The following is a 25,126-nucleotide window of genomic DNA, read 5'->3' as shown; positions in this document are numbered from 1 at the left end:
CCTCAGGTGACGTGGAATTTGCCGTCTCTCTCGACAAACGGGTTGTTGAAGCTGGAGCTTTCGCCCTGAAGCCGGGCTTCGGGGTGATTCTCGGCCATCAATTGCTTCATCGTTGCCATGTACTTCTTCGGGACATCGACCATGACGAGGTACTCGCCCTTTTCGATGTCATCATGGAAGCGGCGAATCCGGTAGTTCTCGCCGGTGATACCGCCGAAGCCGCCCAGCCAGCCACCGGCCAGGGTGAAGAAGGCGACCAGGGCGATCCAGGCGAACAGTGGCCATTCAAGCCCGCTGAACGTCTGCAGGCTGATGGTCAGCACCAGTCCGAATACGGCGCCGATCATCAGGCCACGTTCGATAAAGCGGACGAGGTCGGTACGGTCCAGCACGCTGGCCCGGTGCAGGCGGTGGGTGTATAGCCCGGCCTCATCCTTACTGACGATATGGAAGCGCCAGTCGGTCACACCGTGCTCGTGCAGATCCTCGGAGATTTCGTCGACGCTGTCGATGCTATGGGCAAGATAGTAGAGCCGTCTCATTGATTATCCCTCCCTGTGGTCGGGAATAGATGACTTCTCTATGTAATTATAGGGACCGACGGCTCCAGATTGTCACCTTCATCAGATGGATTGCGGATAAGCACGTCCGGCTTAGGATGCAGACGAATAAAAGGGGCCTGGGGCCCCTCTGTTAGCGTTTCCAGTGCTTCGAAAAACGCCCCTATGAGTGTTTCACACCCAGGGATTCCAGCGTTCTGGACTGCAGTTTCTGCAAGCGTTCGCTGATCGTCACCTGGTAGTCTTCCGCCTCGTCCAGTTGCCGCAAGCGTTCGGGCAATCGGGATACAGCTTCGCGAGAGGCTGCCGTCGCATCATCCAGAGAGGCGATGGCCCCCTCGACCGCGCGCCCTGCCCAGAGGGTTGGCACGAGTAGCGGTGTTCCCTCGGCCGATTCATCCCGGTGCGTGATGATGTCCCGTGTGTAGTTGCCGTCCGTATCCTGCTGGCGATAGACCTGCTTGCGCCCCGGAAAAGACTGCTTGCCCGGCGAGTTCTTCATCCGTGGCTTGCCCGCATACTCAGTCAGCTTGTAAGCCAGCTCCAGGGCTGGAGCGTCGTTGGACGCACCAACGGCGGTGCCGACACCAAAGCCATCCAGCGGAGCGCCCTGCTCCCGCAGGCGGGCAATCTTGTATTCGTCCAGTCCGCTGCTGGCCATGATCTTGATGTCTTTGTACCCCGCCTCGTCGAGCATCTTGCGACAACTGAAGGCCAGTTCGGCCAGGTCGCCGGAGTCGAGCCGGATGGCACCGATATCTACGTCCGGGCTGTCTTTCATCCAACGGATAATGTCCTGGACGGCCTTTTCCGTGTCGTAGGTGTCGACCAGCAGCGTCGTGCCGGGATAAAGGCGCGCGTAGGTGCGGAAGGCCGCCATTTCGTCATCGCAGGCCTGCACAAAGCTGTGGGCCATGGTGCCCCGGATCGGCAGGTCGAAGTCGAGTCCTGCCAGGACGTTACTGGTGCCCGAGAGACCGGCAATGCGGAACGCCCGTACGCCGCGATAGGCCGCATCCAGGCCGTGCATCCGGCGCATACCGAAGTCCACTACGGGCCTGTCGCCTGCAGCCTGCACCAGCCGGGCAGCCTTCGAGGCCAGCACGGACTCCAGGTGCACATAGTTCATTATCAGGCTTTCCAGCAACTGCGCCTCGGCAATCGGCGCTTCCACCTCGAGCAGGGGTTCCTGGGGAAATACCGGCGTGCCTTCCGGCAGGGCATGAATCGAGCCACTGAAGCGGAAACGGCGAAGCCAGTCGAGAAAATCCGGTTCGAACATATCCAGCTCGCGGAGCCGGTCGATATGCTCTTGGGAAAAGCGGAGCGACTCGATGATATGGGCGACCTGCTGTTGCCCGCAGGCCAGGACGAAATTCCGGTGGCGGGGCATCTTGCGGAAGAACAGGCTGAACGTAGCGGGCTCCTCCATACCCTCGGACCAGTACGCCTGTGCCATTGTCAGTTCGTACAGGTCGACCATCATCGACAGGTCTTTTTCCTCGACCATTCGCCCTCCTTAGATCGTGAAGTTTCGCTGTTCCGGGTGATCAATGCGCTGGCATGCTAGCCGATAATCCTGGCGCCGGCGGAACTCAGTGTACTCAGCACCTGCGTCGCCTGGCTGTCATCCACTGCGCGGGTCGCATCTGCCAGCAGATCTACCTCGAAACCCGCTTCGAGCGCGTCCCTGGCCGTGGCCTGGACGCAGACGTCCAGCGCTAGCCCGGCAATCTTCAGGCGTTTGACGCCCCGCCGGGAAAGAAACTGTTCCAGTTGCGTGCCCTCGAACGCGGAGTAGGCATCCTGCTCAAACGCAGTGCCCTTGCTGACGCGGATGGCGTCAACCGGTAACTCCATTTGGGGGTGGAAGGCTGCGCCGTGACTGTCCTGGACGCAGTGAACCGGCCAGGGCCCTCCCCGGCGCTCGAAGCTGCAATGATCCACTGGGTGCCAATCCCGCGATGCGATAATGGGCCAGCCCTTGTCCTGGGCCTCACTGATCGCGGCGTTGACCACGGGGAAGATCTCTTCGCTCTCCGGGACCGCAAGGCTACCGCCTGTGCAAAAATCGTTCTGGATATCGACCAGCAAGAGGGCTGTCTGGGGTTCCTCGGCCATCGTGAACTCCTGTCCCTGAAAGGGTCTACTAAGTTCGCCTCTTCACATAGCCTTGGGTCTGGGTCGGGAAAATGCAAGTGCCGCCCGGAGGCGGCACTGGAAGGTTTTAAGATGGCCGGATTTGATTCTGCCCGGCGCGGGCAAGCTAGAACGTATAGGCCAGGCTCGCTTCGACCGTGCGCTCTGCACCAAACCAGCAATTCAGACCGTCATAGCAGGAATAGTAACGTTCGTCGGTCACGTTGTTCGCTGACAAACCAATTGTCGTGCCACGCAAGGTATTGCTGACATAGCCGAGATCGTATTTGAAGGCCAGATCAAACAAGGTCGCGTCAGGCACCTTGTCGGTATTGGACGCATCAAGTTCCGCTTCGCCGATATAGCGTACACCCGCACCGGCGTTAAGCCCGGCAAGCGCACCTTCGAAGAAGCTGTAGTCCGCCCATGCCGACGCCATCTGCTCGGGAATCCAGACCGGGGTTGTACCCTCGACAACACCCACAGCACCGGCGTTCGCTTCAGAGTTACCTTCGGTCACCTCCGCGTCCGTATAGGTGTATGCCACGCTTAGACGCAGGTTTTCGATGGGCTGAGTCTGCGCTTCAAACTCAACCCCGCGAGATCGAACTTCCCCCGCCTGAATGGTTTGGTAGGCGGTTCCCTCGGGATCTCGGACCTCAACGTTCTCCTTGGTAACCTGATAAGCCGCCACCGACATACTGGTAATGCCATCAGGTGCGGCATATTTGATCCCTGCTTCCCATTGTTCGCCGGTGGAAGGATCAAATGCGTTACCGAACCGGTCCGCGCCGGACTCTGGCTGAAAGCTTTCGGAATAACTTACGAAAGGCGATATACCATTGCTGAACTCATACAGCGCGCCAGCTCTGGAAGAGAAATTATCTTCCTTGAGCTCGCGATCGATTTGCGAGCCATACTGGAGTCCTTTTTCCGTGCCCCGGTAATGATCGAATCGCGTGCCGGCAATAAATACCCATTGGTTCCAGCGGATCTGGTCCTGAAGGTATACGCCTAATTGTTCCTTTGTCAGATCAAAATCGCTGGAATAACCGGCTATATATTCGAGTTCCGCAGGATTGATCTGGTAGTGGTCAGGCGAGTAAAGGTCTATGGACGGCGCTGGAGCATCTTCATACTCGATGCCAGAATCGAGGTAGAGGTAGTCGATACCCACCAATACATTGTGTTCCAACGAACCGGTTTGTATCAGGCCGGACAGCTGGTTATCGACGGTTACCCCCTGGGTTTCCTCGTCCGTCATATAGGCATTGCGGCTCAGTGTCCGCATGTCTGCTGCCAAAGCATTGCTATAGGTATTTTCCTGATACGCCGACGCATCTGTGTAGCGAAGATTGTGCAGGAAGGTCCACTGCTCATTGAAACGATGATTGACCTTGTAACCAAGCATGGTTACTTCACGGGTGTACTGGTCCCAGTTCGCATCGCCGGAGAAGCTATCAACTGGAAGCTCTCCGTTGGGATTGTCCTGGAACAGGCCTTGAGCGGGCAGCGTGTTATAGACCCCCATGTCAGGATCTTTCTGGTAGTACAGGTTTAAATTGACCAGGGTGTCGTCACTGACCTGCCAGTCCACCTGTGGCGAGATCATAATGCGCTCTTCCTCAGACGTTTCAGCCTGACCGTCCTTGGAACGGGCCAACCCCACCAGGCTATAAGAAAGATCCGAATCTCCCAACTGCCCGGTACTTTCGAAACTACCTTCCTTCAAATCGTGGCTACCGGTTGCGACTTCAATACGGTTGAAGCTTTCGGTGTCCGGCTTCTTGCTGATCAGGTTGACCATACCGCCGGGCGCCATCGAACCATAGAGCGTAGAGGTGGGCCCCTTGAATACTTCGATCTGCTGGACCGCCAGCAAATCGATCTGAGGCTGGAGATTCCAGTCGTTATAAAGCAGTACGAGGCCGTCGTAATAGTTCTGGTAGTTGATAAAACCACGGATATTGAAGAGATCCGACCGCGTGACCGCGCCTCCCCGCAACTCCGTATTGACGCCTGATGCATAGCGTAATGCAGACGCAACGGAATCCGAATCCCGCATTTCCAGAGCCTCACGATCCAATACTGAGATGCTCTGGGGCGTTTCTTCCGGCTCAAGCGCCGTTTTGGTCGCCGTATTCCGATAGGTGTCGCCATACACGGTAAGGCTGTCCAACTGGACGGAATCGTCGTCCTGAGCCTCAACCACAGGCGCAATTGAAAATGCCACGGCTAGGGACAGCAGTGACCTCGGAAAGGAATTTCGGATGCTCATGGAATGTTCCTGCTACTTCTAGATTGGCCAAGGTATTTTGCAAATAACAATCATTCCCATTGTATGAGTACACCCATACTGGAACTTAACCATTTGGTGCATCTAGGTAGCGATGTGTCGTGTAGAGGCAGGTAATCCTATGCTGAGCCCAACGCCAGGCACGCAAAGCCCAGGGCCCTTCGACGAGCGGGATCAGGTTCCACCGGTACCCAATATTCCATTCGCGCATGGGGGTCCGAAGACTTGAAACCGGGCGGGTAGACTTCAAGGTCGTAACCGTAACAACCGCGATAGCCCGAGGCGGGGAGCCAATGGTGGATAAACCAGTCGAGTGTCTTTTCCAGCGCCGGCAATGGGCCCTGGAAGGGAATAACGGCATATGTCTGTGCGGGGACGCGAAGTTGACCGAAGCCGGGGTCAATAGAGCCGCAGCCAGACTCATGGCCGGCCCAGTATGGAAAGCTGCAGCCGTTGTCTGTGGATTCTGTCACACCCAGCACGCCGATCGATGCCTGCTCTTTATTCGATCCAATGTGTTGATGGAATGCCTGCCAGAGGCGCGGCACTCGTGTCGCAAAATCGGGACATTCAGAGAACAGGCCCTGAACCTGGTCACACAGACCCACTATGGTGAAAGCAGAGCGGGTTTCCAGACGAATCTGCAACAACCGATGATCGAGTTCTACAGGCGGAGACGGAACATCACCGGCGGGGATCGGTGTTCGCAAGCCGACCAGCTGACCACGCTGGCGATATGCGCGGGGGGAGCAACCAAACATCTGGCGAAAGCTACGGCTGAAGCTGATTTCTGAACAGAAACCGCACGCCAAAGCGATATCCAACTGCCGCCAGCCGGTATTGAGCAACGCCTCCGCTGCGCGACTTAGCCGCAGCTCCCGAACATACTGGGCCACCGAGAGCCCCGTGTGCGCGTTAAATACCCGCTGGAATTGCCAGCGCGACCAGCCCGCAAGTTCGGCCAGGTATTCAACAGATAGCGGGGCATCCAGGTTCTCATGGATGTGACGAAGCACCGCCTCAACACGATGTTCCGGGGTAACGGCAGGGGATGGAAACATTGGGTTCGCTCAAAGTGACACTTAATCCACGCGCCACTTTATCGCAAACAATTCTCATTTAAAATAAAACATGGACAGTTCGACGAACATGTCACTAAACCAACTCCACCAGCCAGGACACGCCCAAAGCCCCTAACAGCAGCCCCGCAGCCAGTTTAAGCTTCACTTCCGGGATCTTGCGCAGTTGCCCGTGCAGAACCAGTGCAGCCAGGCTCACCACCGCGATACCCGTACTGACACCCAGGATAACCTGGCTCCATGCCTGGGAGGCCGCGCCGACCGGGACCACCACAACCAGTATCTCCGCGGCTTCTATCAGCGAACTTTTGAGCATCACCGCAAATACCAGGAACGAGAAACCGTAGGTCGTCGCTTCAGCGACATTCACCTTTCCCATTGGATCAGTCGCCCACCGTGGTCGCTCTTGCCGGGCCATTCGTCGTAGCGATTTCTGGGTCCAGTGCAAACCCATCGCAGTCAGCAGGAGCGCAGCAAGAAGGGTGAGACCGTCCATGGGAAGAACACGGTAGAGAGGGAAGAACGCGGTCGCCAGCATAAACATGACGGCGTGCCCCAGCACGACAGCGCCGAGTGCTTCCCGCGCATGCCCTGCCCGCAAAACAGCGTAGGCGATAACGATGGTTTCGAAAAACTCTACGGCTGTACCGGAAAACGCGGCAAGGAAGGGTTGAGTCACGCAGGCCCCGGTCTGTTGTGATCATCGATTGCAGGATGGAAATGCGAATCATACACAACAAACCAGGGAAAAACAGGAAGGATCCCTAGAAACGGTTAATCGGCACCTTCAGATACACCTGCCCATTATCTTCCGCGGGAGGCATGTGCCCGGCGCGCATGTTGACCTGTACCGAGGGCAGGATCAGCCTCGGCATACCCAGGGTGGCATCCCGTTCGGTGCGCATCTTGACGAAGTCGTCCTCGCCCACCCCTTCATGCACATGCACATTATGCGCACGCTGCTCGGCAACGGTCGTCATACAGACAAACTCGTCGCGGCCGGGTGCCTTGTAGTCGTGGCACAGGAACAACCGGGTTTCAGGCGGCAGGGAGAGCACTTTCTGGATCGACTTAAACAAGGTGCGCGCATCGCCACCGGGGAAATCGCAGCGGGCGGTACCGTAATCCGGCATGAACAGCGTATCGCCGACAAACGCGGCGTCGCCGATGACGTAGGTCAGGCAGGCCGGCGTATGGCCCGGGGTGTGCAGCACATGGCCCTCGAGGTTGCCGATGCGGAAGGTGTCCCCCTCCTCGAACAACCGGTCGAACTGGCTGCCGTCCCGCGCAAACTCGGTGCCGGCATTGAATGCCTTGCCGAAGATCTCCTGTACCTCGACGATGTGGGCGCCAATGGCCGTCTTACCGCCGAGCTTTTCGTGCAGGTAGGGCGCGGCGGAGAGGTGATCCGCGTGGACATGGGTCTCGAGAATCCATTCCACCTCAAGCTCATTCGCGCGAACGTATTCGATAATGGCATCGGCGGAACGGAGGTCAGTCCGGCCCGCGGCGTAATCGAAGTCCAGCACGGAGTCGAGGATGGCACAGGCCTGGCTGTCCGGGTCCCGGACCACATAGCTGAAGGTGTTGGTAGGTTCGTCAAAAAAGGATTGAACGTGCGGTTGCTGGCTCATGGTTCTTCACCTTTCCGGTCGACAACCGGAATTGCGATATATTTTGGAATAACCTTATACCATTTTCACATATGGGCTGTCTGGCGATTTTTCAAGCCCTGTCCTCACGCCGTGAAACCACATAAACTGCGCGCTCGATTCGCCAGCGAGTATTCCGATGTCCGCCAAGTTTCGCGCGCAGATCACCAGCATCCTCCAGGAAACCGGGCTCGTCTACCTGACGCTTCTGAAGCTTCTGGTACCGGCCCTGATCATCGTAAAGATCCTCGAATCGATCGGTTTTACGGAATGGCTGGCGACCGTGCTTGCTCCGCTGATGTCGCTACTGGGTTTGCCCGAGGAACTAAGCATCGTCTGGGCCGCCACCCTGCTCACCAATATCTATACGGGCATGGCCATCTTCTACAACCTGCCCGGCGACTCGGCGCTGACGGTGGCACAGGTCACGGTGCTGGGCACCTTGATGGTGGTGGGGCATGGCCTTCCGGTCGAGGGTGCGGTCGCGCGCAAGGCGGGGGTTCCCTGGTGGCTGACCCTGCTATTGAGAGTGGGTGGAGCACTGGTACTGGGGAGTCTGCTGAACCTTGTTTACCAGTGGACCGGTTGGTTGCAGGAAGCGAATCAACTGGTCTGGCGTCCGGAACAGATCGATACCAGCTTGAGTGCCTGGGCCTGGGCGCAGTTGCAGACCCTGGTGACGATCTTTGTCGTGATACTGGCGCTGATCAGTCTGCTGCGCATCCTCCGAGCAGTAGGCATCGAGCGGTTGCTGCATGCCCTGCTCTACCCCATGTTGCGTTTACTCGGTATCGGTAAGGATGCCGCTAACACGACGATTATCGGTATTACCCTGGGATTGAGTTTCGGTGGGGGCTTGCTGATTCGCGATGCCCAATCAGGCCGTCTCAGCGCGCGGGATGCTTTCCTGACCCTGGCGTTTCTCGGACTCTGTCACAGTCTCATCGAGGATACGCTGCTGGTCATGCTACTGGGCGCCGACCTATCCGGCATCCTGTGGGCACGCATCCTGTTTGCCTTCCTGATCATCGGCATCCTGGCTCGCCTGCCCCTTTCGGATCGACCGCAGCCGGAACGGCCGAACGAACGTCCGGCCGCTTAATTTCCGGTTTACTCAGGCGTCAGGCAATGGAATCCACCACGCCGCCATCGACGCGAAGTGCGGCACCGGTAGTCGCCGAAGCCTGCTCGGAACAGGCGTAAATGATCATGTTCGCCACTTCCTCGACGGTCGCCGGGCGCTGGAGAATTGAGGACGGACGATGCGCCTTGACGAAATCGCGGCCCGCTTCCTCCAGTGACACACCGCGTTCCTTCACATCGTCCTGCAGCATGCTTGCGACACCCTCACTGAGGGTTGGCCCCGGCAGTACAGAATTCACTGTGACACCGGTGGCCGACATGATCTTCGCCAGTCCGCGCGAGATCCCCAGAACCGCGGTCTTGCTGAACCCGTAATGCAGCATCTCAGGCGGCATGTTGAGACCGGATTCCGAGGACAGGAAGACCACCCGGCCCCACCCGCGATCCTTCATTTTTGGCAGGTAGCCGCGTGCCAGGCGGACGCCGGACATGACATTGATGTCGAACATCTGCTGCCACTCGTCGTCGGTGATTTCGAAGAAGTCCTTGGGACCGAAGATACCGACGTTGTTCACCAGGATGTCGCAGTCAGGCACGGCATCGAAGATGGCATTGCAGCCGTCGGCCGTTCCAGCGTTGGCCGCCACGCCTTTGACATCGGCGCCGGAGACTGATTCGCGAATCGACGAGACGGCCTTGTCGACAGCCTCCTGGGTGCGCCCATTCACGACTACCGCTGCGCCTGCTTCAGCCAGGCCCTTCGCTGCGGCGAAGCCAATTCCCTTGGTTGATCCGGTCAATAATGCTGTCTTTCCCTTCAGGCTGATGTGCATGACCTGTCTCCTTACGTAGCTTGAATGGCATCCATGGGCATGAATTTAGAACATGGCTTTCGCTTGAGCCTACCATTTCGGACCGACCTGATGGTCCACCGAAATATTAACGCTGGTTCACATGGGGATGCCCGGATACTGCTATGCTTTTCCATATGGCTACGCTAACGAATGCAACGCCTCTTCGGCGCTGGCTAATCGTTCTTGTACTTCTGTCGTCCTCCCTATTCCTGGGACACGCAGCCACGGCAGCAAACAAACCCGTGCTGACCGTCGGCCTCGAGCTCTTCCCGCCCCTGATCGAGGAAAACCGTACCGGCTACAGCGTCGAATGGTTACAGGCGGTTGCCGATGAGGCGGGTATGGAACTGCGTATTCGCATCATGCCCTACAGCCGGGCGAAAGTAGCCTTGATGACCGAACAGGTCGACCTGATTGGCCATACCCCCTACAAGCTCGAAACCGACCGCTTCTACGATTACGCGGCGGAGCTCGACCATCGCGTACCCACGAAAATGGACGCCTTTGCGCTCACGCCCGGCGAGCTGGCTTTCGAAGCGGGTTATATGGAGCTGATCGGTACGCCTTTCGGCAACTCCGCCTTTATCGCGGACCTGACCGACGTCTCTCGTGACCGGTTCGTGGAGGCATCACTGACGCGGATCGTTAACATGATGCTCGCAGGACGCGTGCATACGGTGGTATTCGAGAGGATGTCGGTGGTCACCCAGTTGCGTCACCAGGCCAGGCAGCCGGTCTACTACCGGCTGGTCAGACAGATCGACGCAGGGTTTGCGGTACGCAAGGATAACGATGCCTTGCTGAAACGCCTCAATGCGGCCGCAGAACGGGTCGATGCGAAGAAAATCTACAAACCCTATATCAACCTGCTGGACTGGCCTGACGAAGGCAAGATCGAACCCTAGTTCGAGCGGTGTAGCAGGCCAGGCGAGCCAAAGCTTCCGAGATCACGCCAGCCCATTCCACAACCCGACGCAGCTGATCAGCAGGAGCACACATCCGAGCAGCCGGAAAAAGACCGGTGTTTCCGATTTGAGCATGTGGTCGTGGAACTTCAGGCCAATCACATGGCCGATCGCCGCACAGGGTAACAACCAGAGGTGATGGATAAGCTGAAGGTCCACACCGACGGCAATGAATGCTGCCATCTTGATTGTGACCAGGATAAACCAGAGTGCAAATAACGTATCCCGCAGCTTCTCCTTCGGTAGCTGCTGGGCGACCACCGCGATGATCAGCGGCGCGCCAATCAGGGAGGTGCCGCTGATATAGCCGCCCAGCATCAGGAAGATGGTATCCACCACCTTACTGTTGCTGCGAAACGGCCGGTTGAAGATATAGGACAGCGAATACACTGACACGATGCCGAAGATAATGACGCTCATGATCTGTGCCGGCAGGGTGATCAGGCCAAATACACCAATCAGTTTGGGCACGATCATGATGCCCAGGATGCGCCAGAGGTAGGGCCAGTCGACGGTACCGCCCTCCGGTTTGGTGTCCGCCTTGCTCTTGCGGTTGTTCATGGCGATGGTCAGCGCCGAGAAGACCAGCAGGTGGACCGCAATGATCGGCAAGTAAACCAGCGGATCGTTGTGGACCAGCAGCAGGAACGGCAGCGACAGCACCGCACCACCGAATCCCAGCCCGGAACGGACGAAACCACTCCAGATAAAGATCAGGCCAATAAGGACGTATTGGACGAGCGACAAGTCAGCCATGGCATCCCGGCGTTAGTACAGATGATGGGAAATCAAAGGATTGGAAAGACGACGAGTGTAATCGTCTCGTTCACCGATTGGTACTCGACCCAAGTGGAATCAATGCCCTGCCTCAACACGAACCTTGCCGTGCTCCAATATGACGCCCCGCCCAACAGGCTGCACACATTTTGAGCTAACGCCGGCGGCGAACGGTGCTCATGTACCCGCATCGATCAGCCCTACCCCATGCTATTTCCCACCGGTATTCAAATAGGTACAGAAGTTGCAATCGCCTCCCTCGAGCGTAATGGGACGCTCCAGAACCAGAGGGACCTGAATGCCGAGAATCATTGCCGGGTACGTGCGGGTCGTCGATGCGGTGAACTACCGGATCGGCCGGACCGTGATGTACGGCGTTTTCGTCATGGTGGCGATCCTGTTGTGGTCGTCGATCTCAAAGACCTTCTTCATGCCCTCGCTCTGGACCCTGGAAGCTGCCCAGTTCGCGATGGTGGCCTACTACGTACTTGGCGGCCCCTACTCGATCCAGATGGGGTCGAACGTTCGCATGGACCTGTTCTACGGTGAATGGTCCGACCGCAGGAAGGCGTGGTTCGACGCCTTTACCATCTTCTTCCTGATCTTCTACCTTGGCGTGCTGCTCTACGGCGCCATCGACAGCACCAGCTACTCCCTGGAATACGGCGAACGCACCCGCACAGCCTGGCGGCCCTACCTCTGGCCGATCAAGGTGGCCATGTGTGTCGGTTTCTTCCTGATGCTGCTGCAGGCGTTTTCCGAATTCTTCAAAGATATTGCACGGATCCGGGGAGAAGCACTCTGATGTCCTACGAAATGATTGCTGCCGCCATGTTCGGCTCGATGATGCTCATGCTGATGACCGGCCAGCGGGTATTCGCCGCGATTGGCGCGGTTGCCGCCGCAGCCGCCCTGGCACTGTGGGGAACCGGAGGATCGGATATTCCCTTCTCGGCCGCCATGAAACTGATGAACTGGTACCCGCTGCTGACGCTGCCGATGTTCATTTTCATGGGCTACATCCTGTCAGAGTCCAAGATTGCCGACGACCTCTACCGCATGTTCCACGTCTGGATGGGACCGATTCATGGCGGGCTGGCCATTGGCACCATCGGGCTGATGGTGCTGGTCTCGGCGATGAACGGGCTTTCCGTGGCCGGCATGGCCATAGGCGCCACCATTGCCCTGCCGGAACTACTGCGCCGGGGCTATGACAAGAAAATGGTGACCGGCGTGATCCAGGCCGGCTCGTCCCTCGGCATCCTTGTACCGCCTTCGGTGGTGCTCGTGCTCTACGCCATGATCGCCCGCCAGCCGGTCGGCCAACTCTGGCTGGCCGGCGTGATTCCCGGCCTGATCATGGCAACCATGTTCATCCTATACATCGCTATTCGCTGCCGCCTGCAGCCGGATTTGGGCCCTGTGCTTCCAAAAGAGGAGCGCAACGTCAGCACTGCGGAAAAGCTCCGCCTGCTGCGTGCCGGCATTCTCCCTATCGTGATTTTCGCGGTCATGATGATCCCGTTCATCAATGGCTGGACCAGCCTGGTGGAGAGTTCTGCCGTCGGGGCCATGGCCGCATTGCTCGCGGCCATCATCAAGCGCCGCATGAACCGTGAAGTATTCGAGAACTCGGTGCGCCAGACCCTGGGCATCACCTGTATGTTCATGTGGATCATCCTCGCCGCCCTGGGATTCGGTGCCGTATTCGACGGCCTGGGAGCCGTGCAGGCTATCGAGAACCTGTTTACCGAGCAGATGGGGCTCAGCCCGTGGATGATCCTCATCCTGATGCAGCTGTCGTTCCTGGTGATGGGCACCTTCCTGGACGACACCGCCATGCTGGTGATCGTTGCACCGCTCTATGTGCCACTGGTCCAGGCCCTGGGCTTCGACCTGATCTGGTACGGCGTGCTCTACACCATCACGACCCAAATTGCCTATATGACGCCGCCCTTCGGCTACAACCTGTTCCTGATGCGTGCCATGGCACCACCCGAAATCACACTGCGGGATATCTACGGCTCGATCCTGCCGTTCGTGTGCGTGATGGTGCTGGCCCTTGCCCTGATCATGGCGTTCCCACAGATCGCCCTATGGCTGCCGGAAACCGTCTATGGCAAATGACCCGCAAAGCCGACCGGCACCCGAGGCCGGCTGAACATGAAGAGAAACTTGTGAGTTTTAAACCGGAAGGCTCTGCCTTCCACAAAAAACGCCTGTGCAAAGGAGAACACCATGACCACAAGACGCCATTTTCTCGCATCCGCAGCCGCCATGGCCGTCGGCGCCGCCACACTGACACCGCCCAGACTCTATGCCGCCAACCCCAAGATCAAATGGCGCATGCAGACCTATGCCGGCCCGGCTTTGGCAGAACACGTCATCAAACCGGCCGTCGAAAGCTTCAACCGGATTGCCGGTGACGAGATGCAGATCGAACTGTATTTCGCCGACCAGCTCGTGCCCACCAGCGAACTGTTCCGGGCGCTGCAGAAAGGCACCATCGACGCCGTGCAGTCCGATGACGATTCCATGGCCTCACCGACCGAGGTGACCGTGTTCGGTGGTTATTTCCCCTTTGCCAGCCGTTATTCACTTGATGTGCCGGTACTGTTCAACGACTACGGCCTGGGTGAAATTTGGGATGAAGAATATTCCAAGGTGGGTGTGAAACACCTCTCTGCAGGTGCCTGGGACCCTTGCCATTTCGCCACCAAGGAACCGATCCGCAGCCTGGACGACCTTAAAGGCAAACGGGTATTCACGTTTCCCACCGCCGGTCGCTTTATGAGTCAATTCGGCGTAGTGCCGGTGGCGCTTCCCTGGGAAGATATCGAGGTCGCCGTACAAACCGGCGAACTGGACGGCATCGCCTGGTCCGGCATTACCGAGGACTACACCGTGGGCTGGGCGGATGTGACCAACTACTTCCTCACCAATAACATCTCAGGCGCCTGGGCGGGCTCCTTCTTTGCCAACATGGACAGCTACAACAAGTTGCCGGATCGCATGAAGGAACTGCTCAAGGTGACTATGGACAGTTCCCACTACTACCGTCAGTGGTGGTATTGGGGTGGCGAAGCGCGTCTGCGCACCGAGGGCCAGAAGATGGAACTGACCACCATACCGGACGCCGAATGGGCGGAGGTGGAAAAGGCCGCAAGGATATTCTGGGACGAGATCGCCGAGCAGTCGGAGACCAAGGCTCGGGTGGTCAAGATCCTCAAGGAGTACAACGAGAAGATGGAAAAAGCGGGACGTCCCTATCGTTATACCTGATCGTCGTTTCGGTGGATGTCGCCTCACCTGAGCGGCAGCCATTGGTCGACATCGAAAAGGCATCGCTTGCGGTGCCTTTTTCTTCGTCGACCACTAACATCCGGTGATACCACGATTTATTGCAATTTGCACTCATCCCTGGAGCGTGGTGGTCGCCTACTATGAAAACCTGCTCAGGTTTTAAGCATTGACGGCGTCTGTGGAACCCTCTAGGTTAGTGCCTGTTCGACGCCCCACAAGGGCCGTGTTGAACACTGAAATCGAACTACCGGTCACCGCCGGTTAACAAAAACAAGATCACCACCGAGGCCGAGATCCGGCGACGTGGACAGGATTTCAAGATGAATATGCAAACCGCACCCTTGGCGGGACTGTGCCTGTCGCAGGCCAAGTCCACGCTTTCTCTTATACCTCCCAGTTCTACCCGATCACCTTGCCGATCGACCGACTCGCCATCACCTGAGACGACTTGCCGATCCTGTCCGGACAATACGTCGGACACGTTACCCGGTTCCTGACATTCAGAGCCTTAATTCGTGAGATTGAGATCGAGCCCGACACACCCTATCCGGTTCCCGTCGTGCGATCAGCCTAACGGCTTGCGGTGTTACTACACCTTGAGTCTGGAGGTCTGAACTCCTACGGACTCAGCCGTACTAAACTTTAGATGAGTTGGACGGTAATCCCGCACCCGCTCAAAAGACCGTTGCCCCCTGTCCGCCCCACAAGGGTACAGGTGGCCCGAACAGAAGGTGAAACGCCATGAACGTATTCAGCCATCCCGAGTTCGACAACCACGAACACCTGTCCTTCTTCTGCGATCCCGAAACCGGCCTGAAGGCTATCATTGCTATTCACAACACCTCGCGTGGCCCGGCTCTCGGCGGTTGCCGCATGTTTCCCTACGCCTCTGATGAGGAAGCCTTGCGCGATGTACTGCGCCTGTCCCGAGGCATGACCTACAAGTCCGCCCTGGCCAACCTCGACCTGGGCGGCGGCAAGTCCGTCATCATTGGCGATCCGCGCAAACACAAGACGGAAGCGCTGATGGAATCCATGGGGCGCTTCCTCGAACAACTGGGCGGCCAGTACATCGCCGCCGAAGATTCCGGCACCAGCGTGCCTGACCTGAAAGTCATGGGCCGTCATACCGCCCACGTGGCGGGTATCAAGGAGCACTTGGGCTTCGACGGACTGCCAAGCAACGGGGACCCCTCCCCCGCCACCGCCTATGGCACCTATGTCGGGCTGCGTATGGCGGTGAAACACGGCCTTGGGCGCTCGGACCTGGAAGGACTCAAGGTTGCGGTGCAGGGCATCGGCAACGTTGGCTACCGTCTGGCTCGCCACCTCAAGGATGCGGGCGCCAAACTCTGGGTCTACGACATCCATAAGGACCAGATGGACCGCGCAGTGGACGAACTGGGCGCTACGCCCGTATCTGCTGAGGAAATCCTGACGTTGCCGGTAGACGTCGTTGCCCCCTGCGCCCTGGGTGCGGTGCTTAACGACAGCTCGATTCCCAGGATCCAGGCCAGGGTTGTGGCCGGTGCGGCCAACAACCAGCTCGAACGTCCCGAACACGATGCGGCGCTGCAGAAGCGCGGCATCCTGTACGCGCCTGATTTCGTCATCAATGCAGGTGGCATCATCGATGTCTTCCACGAACGCACGGACCATGACCACCACAAGGTTCGCGCCCATGTGGAGTCCATCGCCACCACCCTGGATGAAATCTTTACGCGCGCTAGCCGCGAGGGCCTTCCAACGGGTACCATCGCCAACCTTCTGGCGGAGGAGCGTTTCCGCCATATCCCCGCTCAACGTCAGCACACGGCCAGGAAACTGGCACAGGTGGGCTGAAACATTGAGTTAGCCGTTGATGAGGCCGGGGCTGTATCCTGGCCTCGGTCCCCTGGGAGCCCACTGACAAAGACACCGCCGCGTCGAAGCGCAGGTAGCGACGATAAGAACTGAGGTGTTCGGGGTTCGCCCACAACAACAATGTTTTTCGCAGGAGACTATAGTTATGTCATCTTCTTCTTCCGCCACCACAGGGGGCGTTATGGAAGGATCAACAGCAAACCGCGGCCTATGGTCGTCACGCCTTGCCTTTATCCTGGCTGCGACCGGCTCTGCGGTCGGCCTGGGCAACATCTGGAAATTCCCCTACATCACCGGTGAAAATGGCGGTGGCGCCTTTGTCGTGGTTTACCTGGTGTGTATCGCCGCCATCGGGATTCCCATCATGATGGCCGAGGTACTGATCGGCCGGCGCGGCGGTCATAGCCCGATCAACAGCCTGCGATTGATCGCGCAGAACGACCGCCTCTCGAAAGCCTGGCCCCTCGTTGGTGCGGTGGGTGTACTGGCCGCTTTCCTGATCCTTTCGTTCTATTCGGTGATCGGCGGCTGGGCGGTGTCCTACGTGGGTACGGCAGCAACAGGCGGTCTGACCGGCCAATCCGAGGAAGCTATCGGCGCCATTTTCTCCGGTTTGCTGGGCGACCCTGCCACCCTGCTGCTCTGGCATACGGTCTTTATGGCACTGGTCATGATAGTCGTCGCACGGGGCGTTAAGTCCGGCCTCGAACGCGCGGTGACTTTCCTTATGCCCGCGCTATTTATTCTGCTGCTGATTGTGGTGGGTTATGCCATGACCACCGGCTCCTTCGGACAGGCGGCAAGCTTCCTGTTTGCGCCTAATTTCTCCAGCCTCAGTACCGCGGGTGTCCTTGTCGCCCTGGGTCATGCCTTCTTTACCCTGAGTCTGGGCATGGCGGTGATGATGGCCTACGGCTCCTATCTGCCGAAGAACGTCTCCATCGCCAAGACGGCGATTACGGTTTCCATCATCGATACCGTCGTGGCCCTAACGGCAGGTCTGGCCATTTTCCCGATTGTCTTTTCCAACGGTCTCGAGCCGGGCGCCGGTCCGGGCCTCATCTTCCAGACCCTGCCGCTGGCCTTCGGCAACATGCCCATGGGAAGTTTCTTCGGTACGCTGTTCTTCGTCCTGCTGATCTTTGCTGCCTGGACCTCCGGCATTTCCCTGCTGGAACCGCTGGTGGAATGGCTGGAAGAGCAAAAAGGCATGAACCGGACGATCTCCACCCTGGGCGCTGGTATTGCCTGTTGGGCACTGGGTATTGCCTCGATCCTGTCGCTGAATGTCTGGTCCGACATCACACCGCTGGGCATGTTCAGCATGTTCGAGGGCAAAACCATCTTTGACCTGCTGGACTTCCTGACAGCCAACATCCTGCTTCCGCTGGGTGGTTTGCTGGTCGCCGTATTTGCAGGCTGGTTCATGTCGCGGGAAGCGCTGCAGACCGAGTTGGCCACATCGCCCGGCGTGTTCAAGGTTTGGTACGGCACCCTGCGGTACTTCACACCGATCGCGGTGGGTGCGGTGTTTATCTATAACCTGCTTTGATTTAGCCGGTAAGAACAGAAAGGGCGCGTTCGTAAGATCGCGCCCTTTCTTGTTTTCCGGACATTGAAACGTATGTCAGGTTGGCAACGCGTAACCCGACATCAGGCTGCCTGGTGGCACCTAAATCCCGCAATTACGACCGGTTTGTAGGGTTACGCTTCGCTTTTTACGCCCTTGGGTGAACCCGACCTGCATTGGCTTGGGGGCGGACTCGATATATGCCCCTTCCTGCAACAAAAAAGGGGCCTGACCGGCCCCTCGATTATCAAAACCAAACCTCAACCCGACAACAACTCGATCGGATACCGGATCGTCGTCTGCTCCACCCCCGGTTTGGAACCAAAGTTCACGAGCCGCAGGCGGTTGCAGATCTTCTGTTCCAGGTCCGGTTCGTTGAGCGTCGATTCCACCACCGAGCAGCTGGACACCGCACCGCTCGCCTCGATCACCAATTCGGGGGTGATCTGCCCCTGCAGCGAAGGCTGTTTGCGCAGGGCACGGTTATAGATGCTATAGATCGCCGACTTGTTGGCGTCCATCGTCCGGCGTAGTTCTTCCCGCGAGCGCTGGGCATTGTCATTGCGGGCTGCGGCTTTCTCTTCCGCTTCGACTGCAGCGGCCACCTGCTCCTGCTGACGGACTTCGGTCTGCTGACGCTGGGCCAGGGCAAGCTGCTGGGTTTCCTGGCTGAGCTGGGCCTCGTCGACACCCTCGCTGCGGGTAGTAGCCGCCTTGGCAGCCAGCTTGTCCGTGCTCTTGCGAGCGATCGGCTTGGCCGTGACGGTATTCGGTGTATCCAGCTTGACCGTATCCGCCAGTGAACTGAGCTTGGACAGTTCCTTGCTCATCGCCAATACGCCGGTCTGCTTGGCTTTGTCCCGCGCCTGCTGGACTTCGGTTGGCGTGGGCTCTGGCTTCTTGACGATCTTCGGCTCTGGCTTGGGCTTCACCGGCTCCGGCTTGGGAACCGGCTTGGGTTCAGGCTTCGCCACTTCCGGTTCCGGTTTGGGCTTCTCCGGCTCCGGCTTCTTTTCCTCAGGCTTGATGATCGGTTTGGGGGGATCCTTCTTCTCGAGGATCAGCTTGGCCAGCTGCGGCGGGAGCGCCTCACGTTCTTCGCGGGCCTGTTCCGGCAATTCCACCCAGGTGATGTAGCCGGCGACCACCAGGAACAGCGGCAACAGCAGGACGGCAACCAGCCTTAACCGTCGTTTTTCACCCGGTTCGTCGCTCCACGGCAGGCCGCCCTGATAGATTCCGCCCCGATAGGTTGCAGTACTCATCCGGCCCCCTGCTTCGCATCCTGGCTGACCGCCAGGGAAATGCTCGCGTAACCCGCCTCGACGCAGGTGGACATGATCTTCTTGAGCAGCTCATAAGGCAGCTCACGGTCCGCCACTATCGTGATAGGCCGGCCGGTCTCCGGCGGCGGGGTGCCGGCACGCTGGGCCTGGTAGTCGAGCTCCTGCTTCAGTGAAGGCTCGATTTCACCCTCGAAGCGCAGCAGCGCATCCCGCTTGAGCACCGGGCGCCCGCTTACGATGATGTCCTGGTCGGTTACCGTCAGTGCCAGGGTTTCATCCGGCGGCGTGTCCGCGCTGGACACAGGCAACTGGATGCCCTTATCCGGATTTATCACCTGGACGTCGCTGGAGGAGTTCACCATCAGGAAGAAAACGAGGATGGTGAAAATATCCATCAACGAAACGAGGTTCAGCTTGCTTTGCTGTTTGCCTCGTCTCTGATGCCTTTTCAGGCGTTTTGCCTTGGCTGATTCTTTCATGCCCTATCCCTTGATCCGTGTTTCCTGGCAGGCCTCTCGTTGGCAAGCCGGCTGTCAGGATTCACTTATCGTTTCCGGCGCATCGCCGATGGAAATGTCCGGGAACAATTCAGCATCGACAACGCTGCCGGCCACCACGGCTTCATACGAGCGCACCGTATCCATCACGGTCACGAGGTTCTGGTAGGACGTCTGCTTGCGCGCCATGATTACGATGTCTTTCTTCTCCGGCACCCGCGCCTTGATGTCCTTCATCACCTGTCCGAGCAACTCGAAGTCGTGATCGCCTTCCTTGTCTGGAATTCGCTTGATCACGCCACCCTTGTTGTCGGAAACCACCAATTCCTCGTCGAGGATGATGACCTGGAGCTGTAGCTCCTCCGCCTGGTCGGCACCGCCGGAGGTTTCGGGAAAGTTCAGCTCCAACACACTGGTGTGGGCAAAGACCATGTTGAGCAGCAGGACCGGTACCAGCACGATCATCAGGTTCATGAACGCGGTGATGTCCAGATCGGTGTCGCTTTTCAGGCGACGGTGTTTACGCCTCATGCTGCGGGCTCCTGTTTAACCTGGGTATCCGCGTCGATCATCAAGCCGGGGAGCCAGCTTTATTCGGGGCCGCCGTAGCGGCGGCTGCTGGTGCCGCGGCCTTGCCGTCGCTGACCAGGTTAAGCACCTTCACGCCGGCCATCTCGAAGCTGTCGACGATTTCGTTGGTCTTGGTCTGCAGCAGGGAATGGACCAGCAGCAGCGGAATGGCGGACATCAGGCCAAAGGCCGTGGTGTTCATCGCCACTGAAATACTCTGGGACAGGAGGCTGGCTTTCTCGGCCGGATCGGCGGACGCCACTGCGGTAAAGGCGGCGATCAGGCCGATGATGGTGCCCAGCAGGCCCAGCAGCGTGGATACGTTGGCCAGGGTGGACAGGTACTGGGTGCGCTTTTCCAGCCGAGGCATGACTTCCAGCAGCCCTTCCTCCATGGCGTACTCGATGTCTTCGCGAGACTGGCGGCGCACAAGACGCTGAAGGCCGGCACCGATCATGTTGGCCATCGCACTGCCGGACTCGGAAGCATACTTCACGGCCCCCCTCACATCACGGTTGGCAAGCATGTGGTGCAAGCGCTGGAAGTCCTTCCGGTTGGAATGCTTCTGGGCAGTCAGGTAGACATAGCGTTCGATGGCAACAATGAGACCGATCACCAGGACAATGGAAATCGGATACATAAAAAAGCCACCTTCCTGGAAAAAGCGAACGGCGGTTTCGATCATCTGAGAAGCACTCCAGCTTGCTAGTTTTTGAGGTCACTCGGAGAACCTCCTGAAGACTCAACGGGAGGTTCCTTAATTTCTTCAATTAGATCAGTATTCAACTGCACTCGCGGTAAGATTGCGCAAGCAAATGTTGTGAATTGTTGTGCCACCGAATGCGCCGCAAGTGATTTGTGACGCCGATCACACTATTCAACTTCCTCGCTATCGCCCTCTTCGAACTGGGCCACGAAGCGATCATGGTAGTCCAGCATGCGCCGGAACTGAGCACGCTCCAACGGTACAAAGGTACGTTCGAGCATCAGCCGCTCCGTAGGCTGCTCCAGCGCCTCGATAGCCGGCGGCTGCCAGGGCACCAGATACATCACGGTAGGCATTTCCTGGTCGCCGCGAATCATGGCGCCATCGATCGTGATGATTTCGTTCTCTTGCGCAGACGCCGTGGCCGTCCACGAACAGGAGATAGCCAACAAACAAAGGGATAGCGGACGCAACATAAACGGGTTCTCCATCGCCTCAGTTCATCCGGTTTTCCAGGTCGAAAATCCAGTCTTTCAATTTCGGATCAGGTTCCGGTTGAAGCGCCTGGTAGTGGCGGTATAGTGCCAGCGCTTCGTCGAACTCCCCCCGGTACAAATCCAGCAGGATTGCCAGGTTTCGAACTGCGGGCTGGAAATCCGGATCGACGGCCAGTGCCGCACGATAGTAGCCCTCTGCGGCCTGGAAGTCACCGCGCTGGCGGGCCAGCACGCCGAGATAGTTGAGGCTGTGCAGGTGGGCTGGGTCCGCGGCCACCGCTTTCTGGAAATAGGCCTCGGCCTGCTCGTTCTCGTCACGCTCCAGGGCAATGATACCGAGGTTGGCCAAGGGCCCGGGCAGGTCGGGATGCGCCCCGTTGAGTTTGAGGAATTCCGTCTCCGCGGCGACGGTTTCACCGGCTCTCTTGAGCGCTACGGCCTCCGCGAACGCTGACGCCACTTCCGGGGCAACGGCGCCTTCGGTTTCAGGCTCGACATCCGGTGTTGGCGTCTGGCTTGCGCAGGCCGAAAGCAGCAGTGCAGCCACAACCGCCAGGCAGAGCCTGACCGGAGACGAAGCGCCCATCAGATTACCGCACCTCATCGATCACCTCCGGCGTCGCCTCGGGCTTGTTGTAGCGCCCCGGCAACAACCCACTGAGTGCCTGGAAGCTCTCCCGAACCCACTTGTCGTAGAGGCCTTCCCAGGCCCGGCGTGCGTTCTGCTCGTGAATATCGATGGCATTTTCCTCGAACGGATAAGCCTGCTCTTCCAACAGCAATTCGTATTGCATCAGCTCCAGTTCGCTCAGGTTATCCGGGCGTTCGGAATCGATCAGGTCCGATCCGAGCTGCGCGTAGAGATCGGCAATGCGATAACCGGCCTCGGTGGAAAAGTCGGCCACGCCATAGTTCACCGTCTTCTGGTATGCGTTGACCGCCGCTTCAAGCGCCTGCATTTTGGCCGGTAAGGTCTGCTCCAGCGGCAGGGTCAGATCGATTGCACCGTAGGCCTGGTAAGCTTCGTCGGCGAGAATGGCCGAAGCCTCAGCGGCCTGGTAGCGCGCGCGGTCATCAGCAGCGTCGGGATAACGGTCGACAGCCGCCATTTGAGCATTAAGCCAGTAACGCCGCTTCGCGGGTTCGCCGGTCTCGTCATAGAGCTTGGCCAGTCGATTGGCGGCTTCCATATAGTCCGCAAGTGGCTGCGGATAACGGTTGGCATAGTCGCGCCAGGTGGTGATCGCCTTCGGCTTGTTGCCGGCACGGTCATAGAGTTCGGCTGCGATGTAGAGGGTCTCCCGCTTCTCCTCGTCAGTAGTCGCCAGCCCCACCATGCGCTGGGATTCGTCCGCTGCCTGCTCCCACTGTCCGGTTTCCCGGTATGCCAGGGCCATCTTCGCTGGCAGCGTATCGATCATCTCGTGCTGAGGGTAATTCGCGCGAAATGCCGTCATAACCTCGATAGCGCGATCCCACTGGGCCAGTTCCACCAGGTAGTTGGCGGCGTCGTACTCGGCATTGGCTCGCAGGCTGGACTCAGGGGCCACAGCACCGACCCTCAGGAACTCGTCAACGGCCGACGCCAGGTTGCCCGCTGCCAGGTAGTCTTCCCCCTGACGATAGACGCTGGCCGCCAGGTTCTCCCGAATGTCGCCACGCCTCTGATCCTGTTCAGGCATCGCCTGCAGCGCCTCCTGATAGGCCTCCTCGGCAAAGCGATAATCCTCCAGTCGATAAAGCGCATGGGCCTTAAGCAAGCGGGCTTCGACAACCATGTCCGCTGGCGCGGCCGGTCTCCAGTCGATGATCTGCTGGGCGTGGGCGATCACGTCCAGGTCATTTTCCTGCTCGAAATCACGCTGAGTGGCGATGTAGAGAATGTCGATCGCACGCGCGTCTTCGGGGAAACGATGGACGAAATCCAGGCGACTTTCCTGCTGTAGAACCAACAGGCGGTCGCGCTCCGTTTCAGGCATCTCCCCGGAAAATTCCAGATAATCCCGGTAAGCCAGGACGGCTGCGTAGCCTGCCTCCGCCGCCCGATCGTGAGCGCCATAATTGTAGGCCACCCATTCGAATGCCTCGATCGCTTCGGGCCAGTTTTCCAATGCCAACTGCGTTTCCGCCAGCAGGAAGTGCATTTCCGGCGTGCGCTCATGGTTCGGGAACGTCGCCACGAATTCACCGTAATAGTTCGCAGCGGCGGCATACTCTCGACGAGCCTCGGCGGTCCTATTCGCCTGCTCAGCCCGCTGGGCCAATACGTAATGGCGATTAGCCAGTTCGGTCAGCAAGGGCTCCAGTTGTTCGCGAAGGTAACCGCGGTTCGCATCGGATGTTTGGCGCCAGTAGTCCGATCCGACGCCGTAGTCGCGGACGAACGCGGCCTTGCGAACTGCGATTTCCTGCGTGAAACCCGCCTTTTGCAGTGTATCGATAATCGCAACGTGGTAGCGCGGTGCCCAGGGCGAGTCGGCGTGGCTGGCGATAAACCGCTCATAGACCTCGATAGCATCGGTGTACTGTTCCTTACTGATCAGCAACTGGCTATAGCGATCGTAGATCAGCACTTCGTAGGGTTTACTGCCGACCTCCTCAAACAGGGCTTCCAGACTGTCCGCGCCACCAAGATGGGTAAACGCAAGCCCCATCACCCGGAACACGTCTTCCACCAGCGTCTGGTACTTCTGTTCCACGGCGTCCAGGCGCGGGTCGTCGGGCAAGGTATTATCCAGCACCCGAGTGAAGCTGATCAGGCTGTCGTCATAGTCGAGCAACTTGAACTGGCTCCATCCCTTCATGAAATAGGCGTCCGCCAGGAACCGTACGTTCTCATTCCGACGGCTCAGTGCGATGACGGTATCGAAGGCATCCTGCGCCTCATCGTAATAGCCATCGACGAACAGCAATTCACCACGGCGGAACTCCGCTTCGATGCGGAATTCGGAATCCGGGTATTCGGCCACGAGCCGATCCAGGGTTTGCAGGTACGCGTCCCGGTTACCCTGCATTTCGTAGGCTTTGCCCAACTGATACAACACCTGGTCGTTGGTATCACGCTCCGGATACTTTTCCAGGAGCCGGTGATAGGCATCGACGGCGATGTCGAGCTCGTCCACCGCCTGTTCGACCATGCGATTCTCGGCTTTCTGGAAGCGTAGGTCCGCCAGGCGATGGTGCACCTGGACGATGCGGGCGGGATCATCCAGCAGGGGTAGCAGGTTTTCGTAGCCGTCGATGACCTCGTCAAGGCTTACAGAGGTTTGCAGCTCGGGAGACCGTTCGGTCTCTAGTGGTTCAAGCGTGGCCAGTGTGCCAGGTTGGATGTCGGTCCTGTCTTCGCTGAACAGTCCAAAACTCTGGCAGCCTGTCAGCACGGATGCGATCGCCAGGGTCAACAACGGTTTGGTTGTAGAACGAACACCT

General features: G+C 58.4%; 23 protein-coding genes. 7 read left to right on the top strand and 16 right to left on the bottom strand.

Annotated elements, in window-relative coordinates; translation table 11 throughout:
- Positions 1–2: 2 nt before the first annotated feature.
- The 7 genes from RE428_RS07240 to RE428_RS07210 form a co-directional block, all read right to left on the bottom strand.
- On the bottom strand, positions 3–542 hold the full coding sequence (locus tag RE428_RS07240) for a hypothetical protein (protein WP_004581320.1): 540 nt from the start codon (positions 540–542) through the stop codon (positions 3–5).
- A gap of 181 nt (positions 543–723) precedes the next feature.
- Positions 724–2,070 carry a nicotinate phosphoribosyltransferase gene (locus RE428_RS07235; protein WP_004581319.1) on the bottom strand — a complete coding sequence of 449 codons (1,347 nt, stop codon included), beginning with the start codon at positions 2,068–2,070 and terminating at the stop codon, positions 724–726.
- A gap of 56 nt (positions 2,071–2,126) precedes the next feature.
- Positions 2,127–2,681 carry an isochorismatase family protein gene (locus tag RE428_RS07230; RefSeq protein ID WP_004581318.1) on the bottom strand — a complete coding sequence of 185 codons (555 nt, stop codon included), beginning with the start codon at positions 2,679–2,681 and terminating at the stop codon, positions 2,127–2,129.
- A 145-nt stretch (positions 2,682–2,826) separates the two neighbouring features.
- Positions 2,827–4,977: a TonB-dependent siderophore receptor gene (locus RE428_RS07225; protein WP_004581317.1), complete on the bottom strand. Its 2,151-nt coding sequence runs from the start codon at positions 4,975–4,977 to the stop codon at positions 2,827–2,829.
- A 137-nt stretch (positions 4,978–5,114) separates the two neighbouring features.
- On the bottom strand, positions 5,115–6,056 hold the full coding sequence (locus tag RE428_RS07220; RefSeq protein ID WP_004581316.1) for an AraC family transcriptional regulator: 942 nt from the start codon (positions 6,054–6,056) through the stop codon (positions 5,115–5,117).
- Positions 6,057–6,150: 94 nt separating this feature from the next.
- Positions 6,151–6,753 carry a hypothetical protein gene (locus tag RE428_RS07215; protein ID WP_004581315.1) on the bottom strand — a complete coding sequence of 201 codons (603 nt, stop codon included), beginning with the start codon at positions 6,751–6,753 and terminating at the stop codon, positions 6,151–6,153.
- 85 nt (positions 6,754–6,838) lie between these two features.
- Positions 6,839–7,708, bottom strand: coding sequence for an MBL fold metallo-hydrolase (locus RE428_RS07210; protein ID WP_004581314.1), 870 nt, complete (start codon positions 7,706–7,708; stop codon positions 6,839–6,841).
- 157 nt (positions 7,709–7,865) lie between these two features.
- Between RE428_RS07210 and RE428_RS07205 the strand changes: the two genes are divergently transcribed.
- Complete coding sequence (locus RE428_RS07205; RefSeq protein ID WP_004581313.1) at positions 7,866–8,828, top strand: nucleoside recognition domain-containing protein; 963 nt, start codon at positions 7,866–7,868, stop codon at positions 8,826–8,828.
- Positions 8,829–8,847: 19 nt separating this feature from the next.
- Here the strand turns inward: RE428_RS07205 and RE428_RS07200 are convergent, their stop codons facing one another.
- A complete protein-coding gene (locus RE428_RS07200) occupies positions 8,848–9,642 on the bottom strand; it encodes an SDR family NAD(P)-dependent oxidoreductase (protein WP_004581312.1) in 795 nt (264 codons plus the stop codon).
- 143 nt (positions 9,643–9,785) lie between these two features.
- Here RE428_RS07200 and RE428_RS07195 point away from each other — a divergent pair, with 143 nt between their 5' ends.
- Positions 9,786–10,568, top strand: a complete 783-nt coding sequence (locus RE428_RS07195) for a substrate-binding periplasmic protein (RefSeq protein ID WP_040882568.1) — start codon at positions 9,786–9,788, stop codon at positions 10,566–10,568.
- A 42-nt stretch (positions 10,569–10,610) separates the two neighbouring features.
- Here the strand turns inward: RE428_RS07195 and RE428_RS07190 are convergent, their stop codons facing one another.
- Complete coding sequence (locus RE428_RS07190) at positions 10,611–11,384, bottom strand: sulfite exporter TauE/SafE family protein (protein ID WP_004581310.1); 774 nt, start codon at positions 11,382–11,384, stop codon at positions 10,611–10,613.
- Positions 11,385–11,703: 319 nt separating this feature from the next.
- Between RE428_RS07190 and RE428_RS07185 the strand changes: the two genes are divergently transcribed.
- The 5 genes from RE428_RS07185 (at position 11,704) to RE428_RS07165 (ending at position 18,123) form a co-directional block, all read left to right on the top strand.
- Positions 11,704–12,210 carry a TRAP transporter small permease subunit gene (locus RE428_RS07185; RefSeq protein ID WP_004581309.1) on the top strand — a complete coding sequence of 169 codons (507 nt, stop codon included), beginning with the start codon at positions 11,704–11,706 and terminating at the stop codon, positions 12,208–12,210.
- Positions 12,210–13,532 carry a TRAP transporter large permease gene (locus RE428_RS07180; RefSeq protein ID WP_004581308.1) on the top strand — a complete coding sequence of 441 codons (1,323 nt, stop codon included), beginning with the start codon at positions 12,210–12,212 and terminating at the stop codon, positions 13,530–13,532. Before RE428_RS07185 ends, RE428_RS07180 begins: the two co-directional genes overlap by 1 nt.
- Positions 13,533–13,643: 111 nt before the next feature.
- A complete protein-coding gene (locus RE428_RS07175; RefSeq protein ID WP_004581307.1) occupies positions 13,644–14,687 on the top strand; it encodes a TRAP transporter substrate-binding protein in 1,044 nt (347 codons plus the stop codon).
- Positions 14,688–15,449: 762 nt separating this feature from the next.
- Positions 15,450–16,550, top strand: coding sequence for a Glu/Leu/Phe/Val family dehydrogenase (locus tag RE428_RS07170; protein ID WP_004581306.1), 1,101 nt, complete (start codon positions 15,450–15,452; stop codon positions 16,548–16,550).
- A 166-nt stretch (positions 16,551–16,716) separates the two neighbouring features.
- Positions 16,717–18,123 (top strand): sodium-dependent transporter, encoded by a 1,407-nt coding sequence (locus RE428_RS07165; RefSeq protein WP_004581305.1) that lies wholly within the window; start codon positions 16,717–16,719, stop codon positions 18,121–18,123.
- A gap of 278 nt (positions 18,124–18,401) precedes the next feature.
- Here the strand turns inward: RE428_RS07165 and RE428_RS07160 are convergent, their stop codons facing one another.
- The 7 genes from RE428_RS07160 to RE428_RS07130 all read right to left on the bottom strand — a co-directional run bounded on the left by RE428_RS07160 (position 18,402) and on the right by RE428_RS07130 (position 25,077).
- Entirely contained in the window at positions 18,402–19,406 is a 1,005-nt protein-coding gene (locus RE428_RS07160; protein ID WP_004581304.1) for an AgmX/PglI C-terminal domain-containing protein, read from the bottom strand.
- A complete protein-coding gene (locus RE428_RS07155) occupies positions 19,403–19,906 on the bottom strand; it encodes an ExbD/TolR family protein (RefSeq protein WP_004581303.1) in 504 nt (167 codons plus the stop codon). The genes RE428_RS07160 and RE428_RS07155 overlap by 4 nt, the downstream gene beginning before the upstream one ends.
- 54 nt (positions 19,907–19,960) lie before the next feature.
- Positions 19,961–20,455: an ExbD/TolR family protein gene (locus RE428_RS07150; protein ID WP_004581302.1), complete on the bottom strand. Its 495-nt coding sequence runs from the start codon at positions 20,453–20,455 to the stop codon at positions 19,961–19,963.
- Between the two features lie 40 nt (positions 20,456–20,495).
- Positions 20,496–21,179, bottom strand: a complete 684-nt coding sequence (locus RE428_RS07145; RefSeq protein WP_004581301.1) for a MotA/TolQ/ExbB proton channel family protein — start codon at positions 21,177–21,179, stop codon at positions 20,496–20,498.
- Between the two features lie 188 nt (positions 21,180–21,367).
- Entirely contained in the window at positions 21,368–21,676 is a 309-nt protein-coding gene (locus tag RE428_RS07140) for a hypothetical protein (protein WP_004581300.1), read from the bottom strand.
- A 19-nt stretch (positions 21,677–21,695) separates the two neighbouring features.
- Positions 21,696–22,301: a tetratricopeptide repeat protein gene (locus tag RE428_RS07135; RefSeq protein ID WP_051079785.1), complete on the bottom strand. Its 606-nt coding sequence runs from the start codon at positions 22,299–22,301 to the stop codon at positions 21,696–21,698.
- Positions 22,288–25,077, bottom strand: coding sequence for a tetratricopeptide repeat protein (locus tag RE428_RS07130; protein ID WP_227500215.1), 2,790 nt, complete (start codon positions 25,075–25,077; stop codon positions 22,288–22,290). Before RE428_RS07130 ends, RE428_RS07135 begins: the two co-directional genes overlap by 14 nt.
- Positions 25,078–25,126 lie beyond the last annotated feature (49 nt).

This window comes from Marinobacter nanhaiticus D15-8W, assembly GCF_036511935.1.
GTDB lineage: Bacteria > Pseudomonadota > Gammaproteobacteria > Pseudomonadales > Oleiphilaceae > Marinobacter_A > Marinobacter_A nanhaiticus.
Note: the sequence above shows the minus strand (reverse complement) of the source record. Positions and strands in the feature narration are given on the sequence as shown.

Bases quoted from the DNA above. Each gene is read 5' to 3' on its own strand.
- RE428_RS07240 (WP_004581320.1), bottom strand. From the start codon at position 542: ATGAGACGGCTCTACTATCTTGCCCATAGCATCGACAGCGTCGACGAA.
- RE428_RS07235 (WP_004581319.1), bottom strand. From the start codon at position 2,070: ATGGTCGAGGAAAAAGACCTGTCGATGATGGTCGACCTGTACGAACTG.
- RE428_RS07230 (WP_004581318.1), bottom strand. From the start codon at position 2,681: ATGGCCGAGGAACCCCAGACAGCCCTCTTGCTGGTCGATATCCAGAAC.
- RE428_RS07225 (WP_004581317.1), bottom strand. From the start codon at position 4,977: ATGAGCATCCGAAATTCCTTTCCGAGGTCACTGCTGTCCCTAGCCGTG.
- RE428_RS07220 (WP_004581316.1), bottom strand. From the start codon at position 6,056: ATGTTTCCATCCCCTGCCGTTACCCCGGAACATCGTGTTGAGGCGGTG.
- RE428_RS07210 (WP_004581314.1), bottom strand. From the start codon at position 7,708: ATGAGCCAGCAACCGCACGTTCAATCCTTTTTTGACGAACCTACCAAC.
- RE428_RS07205 (WP_004581313.1), top strand. From the start codon at position 7,866: ATGTCCGCCAAGTTTCGCGCGCAGATCACCAGCATCCTCCAGGAAACC.
- RE428_RS07200 (WP_004581312.1), bottom strand. From the start codon at position 9,642: ATGCACATCAGCCTGAAGGGAAAGACAGCATTATTGACCGGATCAACC.
- RE428_RS07195 (WP_040882568.1), top strand. From the start codon at position 9,786: ATGCTTTTCCATATGGCTACGCTAACGAATGCAACGCCTCTTCGGCGC.
- RE428_RS07190 (WP_004581310.1), bottom strand. From the start codon at position 11,384: ATGGCTGACTTGTCGCTCGTCCAATACGTCCTTATTGGCCTGATCTTT.
- RE428_RS07185 (WP_004581309.1), top strand. From the start codon at position 11,704: ATGCCGAGAATCATTGCCGGGTACGTGCGGGTCGTCGATGCGGTGAAC.
- RE428_RS07180 (WP_004581308.1), top strand. From the start codon at position 12,210: ATGTCCTACGAAATGATTGCTGCCGCCATGTTCGGCTCGATGATGCTC.
- RE428_RS07175 (WP_004581307.1), top strand. From the start codon at position 13,644: ATGACCACAAGACGCCATTTTCTCGCATCCGCAGCCGCCATGGCCGTC.
- RE428_RS07170 (WP_004581306.1), top strand. From the start codon at position 15,450: ATGAACGTATTCAGCCATCCCGAGTTCGACAACCACGAACACCTGTCC.
- RE428_RS07165 (WP_004581305.1), top strand. From the start codon at position 16,717: ATGTCATCTTCTTCTTCCGCCACCACAGGGGGCGTTATGGAAGGATCA.
- RE428_RS07160 (WP_004581304.1), bottom strand. From the start codon at position 19,406: ATGAGTACTGCAACCTATCGGGGCGGAATCTATCAGGGCGGCCTGCCG.
- RE428_RS07155 (WP_004581303.1), bottom strand. From the start codon at position 19,906: ATGAAAGAATCAGCCAAGGCAAAACGCCTGAAAAGGCATCAGAGACGA.
- RE428_RS07150 (WP_004581302.1), bottom strand. From the start codon at position 20,455: ATGAGGCGTAAACACCGTCGCCTGAAAAGCGACACCGATCTGGACATC.
- RE428_RS07145 (WP_004581301.1), bottom strand. From the start codon at position 21,179: ATGATCGAAACCGCCGTTCGCTTTTTCCAGGAAGGTGGCTTTTTTATG.
- RE428_RS07140 (WP_004581300.1), bottom strand. From the start codon at position 21,676: ATGTTGCGTCCGCTATCCCTTTGTTTGTTGGCTATCTCCTGTTCGTGG.
- RE428_RS07135 (WP_051079785.1), bottom strand. From the start codon at position 22,301: ATGAGGTGCGGTAATCTGATGGGCGCTTCGTCTCCGGTCAGGCTCTGC.